This window comes from Paenibacillus sp. FA6 (assembly GCF_051550225.1).
GTDB lineage: Bacteria > Bacillota > Bacilli > Paenibacillales > Paenibacillaceae > Paenibacillus_AQ.
This window is the reverse complement of the sequence record NZ_CP188820.1, coordinates 2,341,445-2,354,109: the sequence shown is the minus strand read 5'-3', so window position 1 is coordinate 2,354,109 and position 12,665 is coordinate 2,341,445. Positions and strand designations below refer to the sequence as shown.

13 protein-coding genes are annotated in these 12,665 nt (G+C 42.5%); 6 read left to right on the top strand and 7 right to left on the bottom strand.

Translation table 11 applies throughout. The annotated features are described in order from the left end of the window. Nucleotides 1-15: 15 nt before the first annotated feature. The 3 genes from ACP8HI_RS11005 to ACP8HI_RS10995 are packed head-to-tail and all read left to right on the top strand — an operon-like array spanning nucleotide 16 to nucleotide 4,235. On the top strand, nucleotides 16-960 hold the full coding sequence (locus ACP8HI_RS11005) for an MTP-1 family protein (RefSeq protein WP_438351121.1): 945 nt from the start codon (nucleotides 16-18) through the stop codon (nucleotides 958-960). 12 nt (nucleotides 961-972) lie between these two features. Next, nucleotides 973-3,243 carry a hypothetical protein gene (locus tag ACP8HI_RS11000; RefSeq protein WP_438351120.1) on the top strand — a complete coding sequence of 757 codons (2,271 nt, stop codon included), beginning with the start codon at nucleotides 973-975 and terminating at the stop codon, nucleotides 3,241-3,243. Nucleotides 3,244-3,272: 29 nt separating this feature from the next. Next, a complete protein-coding gene (locus tag ACP8HI_RS10995) occupies nucleotides 3,273-4,235 on the top strand; it encodes a GNAT family N-acetyltransferase (RefSeq protein ID WP_438351119.1) in 963 nt (320 codons plus the stop codon). A gap of 29 nt (nucleotides 4,236-4,264) precedes the next feature. Here ACP8HI_RS10995 and ACP8HI_RS10990 read toward each other — a convergent pair whose 3' ends face one another. Then, nucleotides 4,265-5,119, bottom strand: a complete 855-nt coding sequence (locus tag ACP8HI_RS10990; protein WP_438351118.1) for a GNAT family N-acetyltransferase — start codon at nucleotides 5,117-5,119, stop codon at nucleotides 4,265-4,267. 191 nt (nucleotides 5,120-5,310) lie between these two features. On the opposite strand from ACP8HI_RS10990, the gene hpaB reads away from it, so the two are divergent. Next, on the top strand, nucleotides 5,311-6,762 hold the full coding sequence (hpaB, locus tag ACP8HI_RS10985) for a 4-hydroxyphenylacetate 3-monooxygenase, oxygenase component (RefSeq protein WP_438351117.1): 1,452 nt from the start codon (nucleotides 5,311-5,313) through the stop codon (nucleotides 6,760-6,762). 62 nt (nucleotides 6,763-6,824) lie between these two features. Next, nucleotides 6,825-6,962 carry a hypothetical protein gene (locus ACP8HI_RS10980; protein ID WP_438351116.1) on the top strand — a complete coding sequence of 46 codons (138 nt, stop codon included), beginning with the start codon at nucleotides 6,825-6,827 and terminating at the stop codon, nucleotides 6,960-6,962. Nucleotides 6,963-7,041: 79 nt separating this feature from the next. Here ACP8HI_RS10980 and ACP8HI_RS10975 read toward each other — a convergent pair whose 3' ends face one another. The 3 genes from ACP8HI_RS10975 to ACP8HI_RS10965 are packed head-to-tail and all read right to left on the bottom strand — an operon-like array spanning nucleotide 7,042 to nucleotide 9,895. Then, nucleotides 7,042-7,848, bottom strand: a complete 807-nt coding sequence (locus ACP8HI_RS10975) for an ABC transporter ATP-binding protein (RefSeq protein ID WP_438351115.1) — start codon at nucleotides 7,846-7,848, stop codon at nucleotides 7,042-7,044. 20 nt (nucleotides 7,849-7,868) lie between these two features. Continuing rightward, nucleotides 7,869-8,912 (bottom strand): FecCD family ABC transporter permease, encoded by a 1,044-nt coding sequence (locus ACP8HI_RS10970; protein WP_438351114.1) that lies wholly within the window; start codon nucleotides 8,910-8,912, stop codon nucleotides 7,869-7,871. Further along, a complete protein-coding gene (locus tag ACP8HI_RS10965) occupies nucleotides 8,909-9,895 on the bottom strand; it encodes a FecCD family ABC transporter permease (RefSeq protein ID WP_438351113.1) in 987 nt (328 codons plus the stop codon). The genes ACP8HI_RS10970 and ACP8HI_RS10965 overlap by 4 nt, the downstream gene beginning before the upstream one ends. A 163-nt stretch (nucleotides 9,896-10,058) precedes the next feature. Between ACP8HI_RS10965 and ACP8HI_RS10960 the strand changes: the two genes are divergently transcribed. Continuing rightward, nucleotides 10,059-11,072 carry an ABC transporter substrate-binding protein gene (locus ACP8HI_RS10960; protein WP_438351112.1) on the top strand — a complete coding sequence of 338 codons (1,014 nt, stop codon included), beginning with the start codon at nucleotides 10,059-10,061 and terminating at the stop codon, nucleotides 11,070-11,072. Nucleotides 11,073-11,137: 65 nt separating this feature from the next. Here ACP8HI_RS10960 and ACP8HI_RS10955 read toward each other — a convergent pair whose 3' ends face one another. Genes ACP8HI_RS10955 through ACP8HI_RS10945 form a run of 3 tightly spaced genes read right to left on the bottom strand, consistent with a single transcriptional unit; the run spans nucleotide 11,138 to nucleotide 12,510 of the window. After that, a complete protein-coding gene (locus ACP8HI_RS10955; protein WP_438351111.1) occupies nucleotides 11,138-11,770 on the bottom strand; it encodes a hypothetical protein in 633 nt (210 codons plus the stop codon). A 14-nt stretch (nucleotides 11,771-11,784) separates the two neighbouring features. Next, on the bottom strand, nucleotides 11,785-12,183 hold the full coding sequence (locus ACP8HI_RS10950) for a permease prefix domain 1-containing protein (RefSeq protein ID WP_438351110.1): 399 nt from the start codon (nucleotides 12,181-12,183) through the stop codon (nucleotides 11,785-11,787). Continuing rightward, a complete protein-coding gene (locus ACP8HI_RS10945) occupies nucleotides 12,184-12,510 on the bottom strand; it encodes a PadR family transcriptional regulator (RefSeq protein WP_438351109.1) in 327 nt (108 codons plus the stop codon). Nucleotides 12,511-12,665 lie beyond the last annotated feature (155 nt).

The window sequence follows — 12,665 nt, the reverse complement described above, 5'->3', positions numbered from 1 at the left end:
GGGGAGGGATTTTTTATGCATACAAATCAAGGCAAGACTCAATCCTGCAAGGAGTTGCTGGATCAATATAAACAACAATCATCGGGGCCGACCAACCCGCAGCGAATCATATTCATCGGTGTGGGAGATAACGACGTATATAATATCACGGCCCCCTTCGAAGATAAAGGCGAGAAAGTCATTGCCGGTCGAGTGGAATCCAGAGATAGCGAGAGTTCAATGGTGGTCTTTTTCGTCGAGTCCGGCACTGGGACTTGGTCACCGAGGGAAGGGGCGCCATCCTTCCAAATGCAAGATCCTTTCTTTACTCGAATTGGGGGCGATTTAGTTTTAGGGGGTGTAGAGACTTTCCCGCACCCAACGATCGAGAATGCTTTGATGTGGAGAACGTTATTTTATAAAGGATCAAGCATTGAAACGCTGCAGTTCTTCTTTAAAGGGCCAGATGAAATGAAGGACTTGCGAATCGTTGAGCTAAATGACGGAAGTGTTGGTGTATTCACCCGACCGCAGGGAGAAAAGGGTGGTCGAGGTAAAATTGGTTATGTCCGCATCCCATCTATTGCTGATCTTACGATTGATGTTATTGAAAAGGCACCTCTATTAACGGGGCAATTTCACGATGATGAATGGGGAGGTGCCAATGAGTTGCATGTGCTTCAAGATGGACGAATCGGGGTTCTAGGTCATATCGCATGCTTTGATGACAATCGCGACAGACATTATTACCCGATGGCTTTTATCTTCGATCCAAACACAGAAAACTACTCGCCAATGAAGCTAATCGCTGTACGGAGTGACTTTTTGTCTGGTTCGGCCAAACACGAATTTCTAATGGATGTTGTGTTTAGCGGAGGTTTGGTTAGGCAGCTTGATGGTACGGCCGTATTCTATGCAGGCATTAGTGATGCTGAAGGGCATCGGATTGTAATTCCCGATCCATTCGGAGAAACTTGTTAAAGGGAGGCTGCGATGAATAAATCGATTTCATTCCGTTTAAATGGTGATGAGGACAGTGGATTCTCAAGTGAGATTTTGTATGGGGAAATGCCTCTTGCCCGACATAATCAAGGTGGCGAGTTGAATATTCTCCTTGAGAACGGGGATAGGGCAGACCGCATGGAAATTGTATCGTGGAGAGCAGTGGAAGCGCTTGAAGCGGATGGTAAATTGATCCTGCGAGGGAAATCTAGACTACCATTGTACACAACGGATCTCGATGTAGAAGTGATCTATGAACGGGTTACAGATCATGTAATCAAAAAAACAATTCGCCTTTATCAAAATGACATTCCACGGCTTTACATCTCACTGAAAAACTCTCTAGAACCTACTTCAGTACCTCGTTCCTATTGGTCATTCGATCATGTGGAACATACTGGTGGACCCGCTTATGGCGTGCTGACAGATGATGTATTCCCGGCAGCAGGATTTGTTCATGAAAGCGGTCTAATGGTCGGTCTCCTTACCGATTCAGGTTGGAATAATAAATGGAGCCGTCATGCCTGGCGTCGAACGAGCAAAGGAAACACTGCAACCATTCAGATTGCAGATCCAGCGCTTCTTAGCACGGCGACGAGTGAAGAACGTAGCGAAGGAAAGCATCATGTGACGCTCACTTTGGGACAATTATACGGTAATGTAAGGATTCCGATAGACAATAGGAACGAGGTCGGTGGTCAATATTCTTTTCTAGGCCGTCGTGGGTATCGATATACGATAGCTATGGAATGCCGGGGGGAATATAGAGGCCCGATATCCCTTCGTGATGGTAATGGAAATATGGTAGAATGGATTGCTAATGATCAGGATTTTACCGAGAACATCGAGGATTGGCAATCATTTGTCGGCCGCACGAATGAACTTCCGGATAATGGGTTCTATACGTTTTACATTGGAGAATCCGATGAGATGAAGTCTCAATTGGAAGCAAAGGACATTCAGTTTTTTGAATCCTCCCCTGAGCCTATTCCTTGGCATGAGTTGCATCAAGGCAAGGAACTTGTACGTACGGTTTTGATTTTTGCGGAAGATAGTGAGGCTACGGCAAGGAATATAAGGCTGAGAAGCCAAGTGAATCTTGCGGAAGGTCTTGGTTTCAAAGGAACTGAAATGGAGAAAGTTCTGTACGCTGATTTCAAGATGCTCACTTGGGTAACGGAGCCAGGTATTAATGAACCGATGGTAGTACCGAGCACTTTTTATTTTGAAATGTATTTCCGTGATGTATTCTGGATTCTGAATGGTACCCATGATTCTTTCCTCAATGAAAACATCCTGCGAAGAATTGGGGAGACAATGAATGAACATGGATCTATAGACAACATTATTACGGCATACCATGGAAGTATCGAACATACGGATAATGAACTCCCATACCTGTATCTGATTTGGAGTTACCTCAACCAAAAACGATTCGGTAGCACTCCGGATATGGATAAAGTGCACGAAATCGTGGATTACATTAGAAATAAGTTTGATTCTGATGGTGATGGAATGATTAAGACGAATAATCCACAGTCGGCCATGGATGTGATGTGGCAGGCTACCCCCTGTCGATTTGCATCGAGTCAAGGGTATTATGCTGTCGCATTGAAGGCTGCAAAAGGGCTTGGAGTGGACATTTCTGAGGAGTATATACAAGCTGCTGAAGAAGTTTACCGTGGTTATTACGCGGAGTATGGAAAGGAAGGGAAATTCCTACATTCCTATCCTGACAATCGATTGGGAGAGAATGGTACCGCAATAGGAATGGTTGCAAATATCGATTTGGAGCCGGAGTTCTTAAGTATTTATATGTTTGATCGACCGATGCTTGACCACGAAATGGTCATCGATACACTGGAGAAATACCCGGTTTCTCCAGAAGGACTGATGCCTAATCTGTGCAAGGTAGACGGGACATATTTTGACAAGGACGTGAATCCTTTCAATGGAAGCCTTTACTGGAAACCCGGCACTTATGCAAACGGGGGAAGCTGGTTGCGCTTACAGTACATTGTACTTACCGTAGGGAAGTATCATGGATGGAGTAAGGCAGACGAACTTATGGAAAAACGGCTCGATGCTGAGCTCCATTTTGATGCTGAGAATCCGTTAAGCAGAGAGTATCTATCACTCTCAGGTGACCCTAAGGATTCTGCCATGCACCGGATCTTCGGCTGGAATGCCATCGTATTAGGCATAAATGAGTGGCTTGGGTTAAGGAAGCCAGATTGGGATCCAGACTTTAAGGGGAAATAACATGGAATTTAAATGAACGGGGGGATGAGATGATTGAATTTCGTTCACTACGACAGGATGAACTGGATGCATGGTTTGAACACTGTGCTTACGTTTTTGGTAATGGAATTAGTGATCCTGTTCTAAAAGGGTTATTTATTAACCACTATTATATGGATCCGGATCGGGATGTGGAAGGTATTCTTGTTGCGGTTCTGGAGGGTCAAATTTTAAGTGCGGTTCGAATCTTTTATAGGACAGCCTACTTTTTTGGTAAGGAAATAAGAGTTGGGGGGATCGGTGAGGTTAGTACGAGACCGGAATACCAAGGCAAGGGATTGGCTTATCATCTACTTGAGGATGCAATAAAGCAGATGAAAGACCGAGAGATTGATATATCCATGTTGCGTGGCACTAGTAGGATCTACAGTAAATTGGGTTGGAGGAAAACGACAACCTATACACAAGTTTCAAAGCTAGTAGGAAGCAATGAACTGCCGTACAGGATGAGACCTGTTGACTTTGATCGTGAAGTTCCTTTGCTGAAAATCATTCACAAGGAGTATTCTGAAAGGTTCAACGGCGCATTTACAAGAGATAATTATTACTGGAGATATTGGGTCAAAATGGAGGGACGGAATGTATGGGTTATTGAGGATAACAACGATAAAGTAATTGGGTATATATGCTTCCAATACATTGATAGTTGTATTTATATTGACGAATTTTGTGTTTTGTTTCCATATGAGTCCATTTTTGATCAAGTCGTTGGTAAGCTCTGCTCGATGATGGGTCGAGCAGAGTCAGAAATAAAGTTTAGTAGTTTAATACTATCGGGAATGAAAGCAGATCGTGTGGAGAAAGGCGAATACAATATGTATAAACTGATAAAGCCTTTTTCCATTGGAGACGAAGTCATAGAAACAACAGAAGAATGGGTGGACAGACTTATAGGCGCGGAAGCTGAGAGTCCAGTATCGGACATATTATTCTGGGGAATTGATAGTTTTTAATAATATATTCGAGAACTCTCAGAAGTTATCTAACCCGTATATTGATAATAATCTTGTTTCTCTTGTGTAACGAACCCACAGGATTCATACAATTTCAAGGCTGTTGGGTTATGTACAGCTACTTCCAGCCATAAATCTTTATTGAAGGGTTGTTCCTGCTCGATAATAAGTTGTAGCGTTCTCCGTCCAATTCCTTGACCACGAACAGCCCGATCCACAGTGAAGGCATATATCCAAGTCTCTGTTTCCGATGGTATAACATTAATTTTACCAGCCGTTATGCTATCGGACTCAATAATGTACATATGTTGAAGACCATCGCTAGCTAATATCTGAGACATATCCAGTACATCCTCATCGCTCATCTCAAATCCATCTTTATCGAGACGAATTAAATCATCGATATCATCACCGATAGCCTTCCGGAGTACCACTTTTCGCTGTGGAATTATTTGTTCATTGGGAAATGATGAATCCTCTTCATGCGTAGAATCCCATCGCATTTGATACTCTGAACACTCATATTGGCAAGGGATTTCAAGGAGAAACTGTTCTCCAGATAAGGACTTAGCTGGTGCATTTAACAATAGCGAAGAATAGCCTGCAACTGCTGAATCTTGAAGGGCTTCTTTTAACAATGAAGTGAAAATCCCTTTACGACGATAGTCGGGATGTACCATACCACAGATCTCCAACTTACTGCCGAACTTATAGATACCAAGGAAACCGGCTAGTGTATCCCCTGCATAATGGAAATAATCATACTTATCCTCTGTCTTTCGGGTACGTAATATCTCCCAGTTAAGCTTGAGGGCGAGCTGGTCGGTATTCTCACAAAGTTGTTGTAGTGCCTGAATATCTTGAAGCTGTCGATTGTTAAGCATGGGCATACTCCTCCTAGTTTTCCTCTCCCAAGAAAAGGTTACTTCAATTCATTATTGAAATTGTACACTTAAGGCTCAATGATAGCTATAAATTTAAAAGTATTCAGCAAAAACTGGGCACGTACCCGTTTCTCACTCAAGGGCAAGAGAATATGCTGTAGTTATACAAAGCCTAGAAGGTGGTTTGAGACATGGGTATGAAGAACGGCTCACAATATATGAAGCAAATCGATCATTCAAAGCCCGAGGTCTGGTTTCACGGTGAGAAACTTTCGGGTAGGTTATCGAATCACAAGGCTTTCCGTGGGCTAATGCGCACACAAGCTTCTTTATACGATATGCAGAATGAGCAGGAATATATGGACAGAATGAGCTATACCTCACCCATAACAGGCAATCGGGTAGGGATGTCCTATCTGCAACCAAAGAGCAAACATGATGTGGCTAAACGCCGAGTTATGATGTCATTGTGGGGTGAACGGCATCATGGGCTGATGGGACGTTCTCCAGATTACATGAATACAGCTCTAATGGCGTTTCATGCAAGCGCGAAGTTGCTATCAGAGGATTCACCAGAATATGAACATAATTTAAGGAACTATTATGAGTATTGTCGCGAGAATGATGTGACGCTTTCTCATGCTTTCGTGCAGCCACAAGCAAGTAGAGTGATTCGATTGATGGATGACGGATCGTTTGATACATCAGCAGCTAAGATTGTGGAGCGAAATAAGGATGGAATTGTTGTGAGTGGCGCATTTCTTTTAGCTACACAAGGGGTAACGGCTGACGAGATATGGGTTCATCCACCTGTTTCAGCCCATCTTCAAGAAAAGAATAATCCGAATACCTTTGTCTTTGCTGTTCCGAATAATTTGCCAGGAATGAAGTGGATTTGCCGAGAGAGTATGGTTGGAGGCGATTCACCCTTTGATTATCCGTTAAGCTCACGTTTCGAAGAAATGGATACACTGGTCGTATTTGATCATGTACTTGTTCCTTGGCATCGTGTGTTTGTGGCTGGCAACGATTCGTTATCACAACGATTATTCAGTGAGAGTGGATTTCATACTCATGCAGCTCATCAAGTTCTATGTAGGTATATTGCTAAAGCAGAGTTTATATTAGGTGTCGTCCTGCATATGGTAGAGTCACTTGATATCGGATCACACCCACACATTATTGAGAAGGTATCCGAAATTATCGTTCATGTTGAGACGTTAAAATCGTTGCTTATCGCTTCTGAAGTCAATGCAGTCGTCGACCGATGGGGAAGTATGCTTCCAGATCGAAATGCTTTATGGACCGCAAACGTACTATTTCCCAAAATATATCCTCGTATGATGGACATTATTCAGCTTATAGGGGCTAGCGGATTAATTATGATTCCGTCAGAATCGGACTTCAATACAGAGTTGAGGCCGTACTTAGACACTTATCTCAAAGGGAATGACCGAGCTGCGAAAGATAAGGTACAGTTATTTAGATTAGCATGGGAGCTTAGTACAAGTGGCTTCGGGGGACGGCAGGAAATATATGAGAGATTCTTCTTCGGTGATTCCAATACAGTGAATAGGAGGCTTTATCAAGGCTATTCTCATAAAAAGAAATATATTAACCAAGTGAAGAATTTCTTGAAATAAGGAATCGGTGACATAATCACTTATCAAAGTGAATATATATGTTAGGGGGAACGTCCGGGAATTTGGGAGAGGGAAACCGTCCGAAAGAGCCATCCTGTACAAGATGGAGGCGGACGGATATGACCGTAGAACAGCTCATTCAACTGCTCGTGCTGATGATTATGATTATTGAGCTCGTGGTACGAAAAGGTAAGTCGTAAAATAAACGAGAGATCACTGGATGATAGTGATCTCTCGTTTATTTGGATTCAAGTGATGTTTTTCGCTTCATTCCGGAAATTACAGTGGGTTCGTTATCCTTCTTTTTGATTTACCTTGGGGAATAATCATCGGAGAACCATAGATGGGATCGGAGATGACTTGGCACTTCAATCGGAACACCGATTCAATGGTTTCGGGATTGATGATGTGGGAAGGTTGCCCTTGCGCAAATACAGCACCATCCTGAATGGCCACGATATGGTCGGCATAACGACAAGCTAGATTAATATCATGAAGTACCATGACAATGGTACGACCGTCACGTTCGTTCAGTTCCAATAATAAATCGAGTACCTCAATCTGATGGGTCAAATCGAGGTATGTCGTTGGTTCATCAAGCAGTATAATATCGGTCTGCTGAGCTAGCGTCATAGCGATCCATGCGCGTTGTCGTTGACCACCAGATAGGGAATCGACAGAACGCTCCTTTAGAGCTTCCATACCCGTGGCTTGAATGGCAGCTTTTACAGATTGTTCATCTTCTACCGACCATTGCTGGAGCCAAGATTGATAGGGATATCGCCCTTGCTTGACCAATTGCAGTACGGTAAGTCCTTCTGGAGCGATGGGACCTTGTGGCAAGAGGGAAAGCTGCTTGGCTAATGTCTTGGAGGGCATTTTTGATATATTCAATCCATCCAAATGAATTTCCCCTTGAATAGGTTTAAGTAAACGTGCCAATGAGCGTAACAGTGTCGATTTACCACAGCCGTTGCTGCCAATAAACACAGTAACTTTTCCTTCTGGTATTTCTATATTTAAATGATCAAAGATGAAGACTCCGCCGTAGGACACAGCCAAGTCGTTGGCTTCAAGTAGGCTCATGACAGTCATTCCTTTCGCTGTTATGTATTTCGGTTATGGTACAGCATATATAAGAAGAACGGTGCACCAATAGCCGCAGTAAATACGCCTGCTGGAATATCGAGCGGTGTGAAGAGAGTTCGGGCGGCGAGGTCTGACACTAGTAAGATGAGAGCTCCTAACAACGCGCTCACTGGGAGCAATCCTCCAAAGGAGGGACCGACAAGCTTGCGTGCCATATGGGGCGCCATTAAACCAATGAAAGCAATCGCGCCTCCTATGGCGACGGCTGCTCCAGCTAATGCGACGCTAAGAAGTAGCAATATAAGTCGATGAAACTGTACGTTTGCGCCAGCACTGACGGCCACATCATCTCCAAGGGCCTGTACGTTCACATGTCGAGCTTGCAGCCAAGTTAATGGCAGTAAAATAAGTACCCAAGGAAGTAAGGTGTAGACATCCTTTTCCCAAGAGGATCCATATATACTTCCGGTCATGAAAGTCATTGATTTATTAGCTAACACAAAGGATCCTGAAATGATAAACATATATGAGATCGATTTGAAGGCAGCGGACAAGCCCGTTCCAATTAATATCATTCTTAGCGGAGAAGATCCGTTCTTCCATGACAGGACATAGAGAAGAATGGTTACTACAAATGCCCCAATAATAGCCGCGAAGGGTGCCCATTGGATCGATAGTCGATCAGATAGGAAGAAGATAAACAGTACCGTTCCAAGCGATGCTCCTTCCGTAATTCCGGTTACATCGGGTGAAGCGAGCGGGTTGCGAATAATCCCTTGAAGTACTGCACCTGCAACCGCTAAAGACGATCCAACAAGCACGGCAATAATAATTCGCGGTAGGCGCAGCTTCATGATAATCACATCATTCATGCCACTTCCCTTTCCAGTCATCGATTGGATGACTTCGAGAGGGGAGACGAACTTACTTCCAATGCCGGTACTTATGACAACTACAGCAGCGCAAAGAACAAGCAAAGCGAAACCAATCCAATAGGCTCTTTTTTCAATCAGAAAAGATAGTTTCAACTTGTTCCATCGCAGAAGTGTATATTTACTCATTGCATTCGTTTTCCTTTCCTAGCGATATAGACGAAGAATGGCACACCAAGGATCGCAGTCATGACGCCAACAGGAACTTCTTTTGGCATGGCTATGTAACGTGAACCTATATCTGCAGTTACAAGCAATATAGCCCCTAGTACTGCAGAATATGGAATGACCCAGCGGTAATCGGTACCCACAAGATATCGGACAATATGTGGGATAATAATGCCTACAAATGCGATCGGACCGGCTACAGCAACAGATGCTCCAGCAAGTAGAATAACTGCAATGGAAGCGAGGCTTTTAATAGCTACGGTCCGTTGACCCAGGGTTTGCGCTACGTCGTCACCCATTAATAGCACATTGAGATGACGAGAGAGTAATAAGGCAATCAAGAATCCAATGGCCATATAAGGCAATACATTGATGAGCATATTCATATCTCGTCCGGCTACAGAACCAACGAGCCACACAAGTATTTGATCGAACATTCTACCGTTTGAGAGCATATAGCCTTGCGTCATAGAGTGGAAAAAAGCAGCGATCGCGGCTCCCGCCAACGTAATTTTAATAGGTGTCATACCGTCACGACCGACACTTCCGAGATAAAACACGATAGATCCACTAATAGCTGCGCCTAGTAGAGCAAATAGGGTTAGTGATTGCATACCACTGATTCCAAGCCAACCTGAAGCAATAACAACCATGAAAGCAGCGCCTGAGTTGACACCGAATAAGCTTGGCGAAGCGATTGGATTACGTGTTATGACTTGCATGATCGCACCAGCAATAGCTAGACTTGCCCCAGCAACAGAGGCAATGAGTGCCCGCGGGACTCGCACTGTTCGAATAATTAAATGTTCCTGCGATGAATAATCATAATGAATGAAAGATTCCCATATGGAGGACAACGGAATATCTGTTATGCCGTAAATAATGCTACATATAATGGCTACCCCAAGTAAGAGTAGTGAACAAGCAAGTCCTGTTAATCTCATAACTACCTTCCTTCTGCTTCAATGCAAAGAGTGTACATTAGAATTCTAGTGGATTGATTAACATGTGTCAATGCAATTGATAATCATTGTCATTGACTTTGTGTTTGATAGTTATTAATATTATACCAGTGAGAATAACTATCAATTACAGGGGGAACTTAGGATGGCAACAAAGGGACATAGAGGAAAGACAAGAACGTGGTGGGCATTATCTGCTCTAATCCTCGTTATGATCGTAACGGGTTGTGGTTCAAATGGAAATAATAATTCAGCAGATGCTTCGAATAAATCTACTGACGGTGCTGCGGTTACGGAACCAGCTACAGATGAAGTCCGTACGATTAAGCATGCGATGGGTGAGACTGAAATAATAGGAACGCCGCAACGCGTTGTAGTACTTACTAATGAGGGAACTGAAGCATTGCTTGCGCTTGGAGTTAAACCTGTTGGAGCAGTTAAATCATGGACGGGAAGTCCATGGTATGAGCACATTAAAGCCGATATGGAAGGCATTCAAGAACTGGGCCAAGAAGGACAACCTAATCTGGAGTTAATCGCTGGATTGGAACCAGATCTCATTATCGGTAACAAGATGCGTCATGAAGACATCTATGAGCAATTGAAGGCGATGGCTCCAACAGTTGAATCAGAAACATTACGGGGTGATTGGAAGATCAACTTCAAGCTTTATGCTGAAGCAGTGGGTAAATCAGCGGAGGCAGATAAGCTGCTCGCTGATTTCGATAAGCGTGTAGAAGATTTCAAAGCGAAGGCTGGAGATAAACTGAAGGAAACAGTGTCTGTTGTTCGCTTCATGGGAGGCAAGACGCGTGTATATCACACTGATACATTCTCAGGTATTATTTTCGATCAAATTGGGATTGCCCGTAATGACATGACGTTAAATAGTAAAGAAACGTTTGTAGATGAAATAACGAAAGAACGGTTGCCTGAAGTCGATGCTGATCGTTTATTCTACTTCACTTATGATACAGGTGATGGTAAAGGTACCGAAACAGAAGGTGAATGGACAAAAGACCCGTTATGGCAAGGTCTAAGTGCAGTTAAAGAAGGGCGAGTATATCGTGTTGATGACGCGATCTGGAATACGGCAGGCGGCATCATAGCTGCCAATCTAGTCTTGGATGAACTCTATACGATTTATGATGTGAAATAAATAGTTGAATGATGTAAACAGCCGACCTATACATGGGTCGGCTGTTTCTATATGCAATGAATAGCTCAGCGATATGTCCTTTTACCGTAATAATACATGCTAAGGGGCCACCAAAGAATAGCGAAGATAGGATAAATTGCCCAGATTGTATTCTCAGAAGAGATCATATTTGTTGTGATGAAAAATATGATCGTGAGCAAGCTGGCTACAATGGAGAACTTGAAGTATTGTTTATTTCTGCTGAAGTATATTACTAAGGGCCACCATAATACGAGAAATGACGGATAAATTACCCATAGATACTGAGGGGCATAGAATGAGTTAAGCACTGCGTAATAAAGAATCGTACACAGGCTACCTATGATTGCGGTTGTTACTGTAGAAGCATATTTCCCTAGATACATAAGGATGGGCCACCAGAGAATGGGATAGATAGCAAATACAAACCATATAAGATCCGGACTATGTAACATATTCTCAATAATTAGATATGAAATTAGAATTAATGAGGTTACGGCTGAGTAGTGTTTAAACGTTCCTTTTGTCAAAAAGTAGATCGAGATCGGCCACTGTAGAATAGCAAGAGAAGGATAAATAAACCATATGTAATGAGGAGTGGTACTGTAATTAATGATGGCAAAAAGAAGAATGCTCATGATACTTCCAACTGCTGCAAAGCTGGTTCGATGCTTATTCATAATTAAAATCCTCCTTATTTCATTGCTAACCATTTATAGAACATGGATAGTGGCCACCATGCTACAGCGAAGACCGGATAAACGAACCAGATCGTATCTGGCGTATAATAAAAATTAATAAATATAAACAATGCTATAAAAAGTCCACTTCCCCAAAGTGAGAATCCTAAATGCAAAGAAAATCGGTTTTTGAGGGGCACGGGGTTCGTACCAAGCTCATTCTTAATATCCTCAATGTCGCCAAATTCAACGATGGTCTTATTAATGGCATCCTCCTCATTTTTACCACTGAACATCAAATCACTAACTTTCTCTTCTAGGTTCTGAATAATGTCTTGCATCATCAATTCCTTTTGTTCACTTGCAGGGATATCATTAAACAATTCCTTAACATGATTTTTGATTTTACGCATTCATATACCCTCCATAAAAATATTTATTATTTCCTTGATTTCTTGCCATTCTTCCAGCGTTTCTTTGAAATAGGCCTTTCCTAACTTCGTAATTTTGTAATACCTACGTTTGCCCCCATGCGAAATATCTCCGAAATAGGATTCGATTAATTCTCTTCGCTCTAACCTCTGAAATACCGCATATAACGTGGCCTCTTTAATCTGAAAGCGGTCATTTGTCCGCAAACTGATTTCTTTGGATATTTCGTAGCCATATTGATCTTTCTCATATATGAGCCGCAAAATAATAGCATCTAAATGCCCACGAATGATGTCACTTCGAACCATTTGCGTCCTCCTTACTAAAAAGTATTCTATCTGATAGAGTAAAATTATCACATATTACTCTATCTGTCAAAGTAAATTTCATCGTGGATAATTACTTAAAAATTTTATTATAATGGACGAATATATGTTTGGTGTGCTAATGTATTTGGTATCAG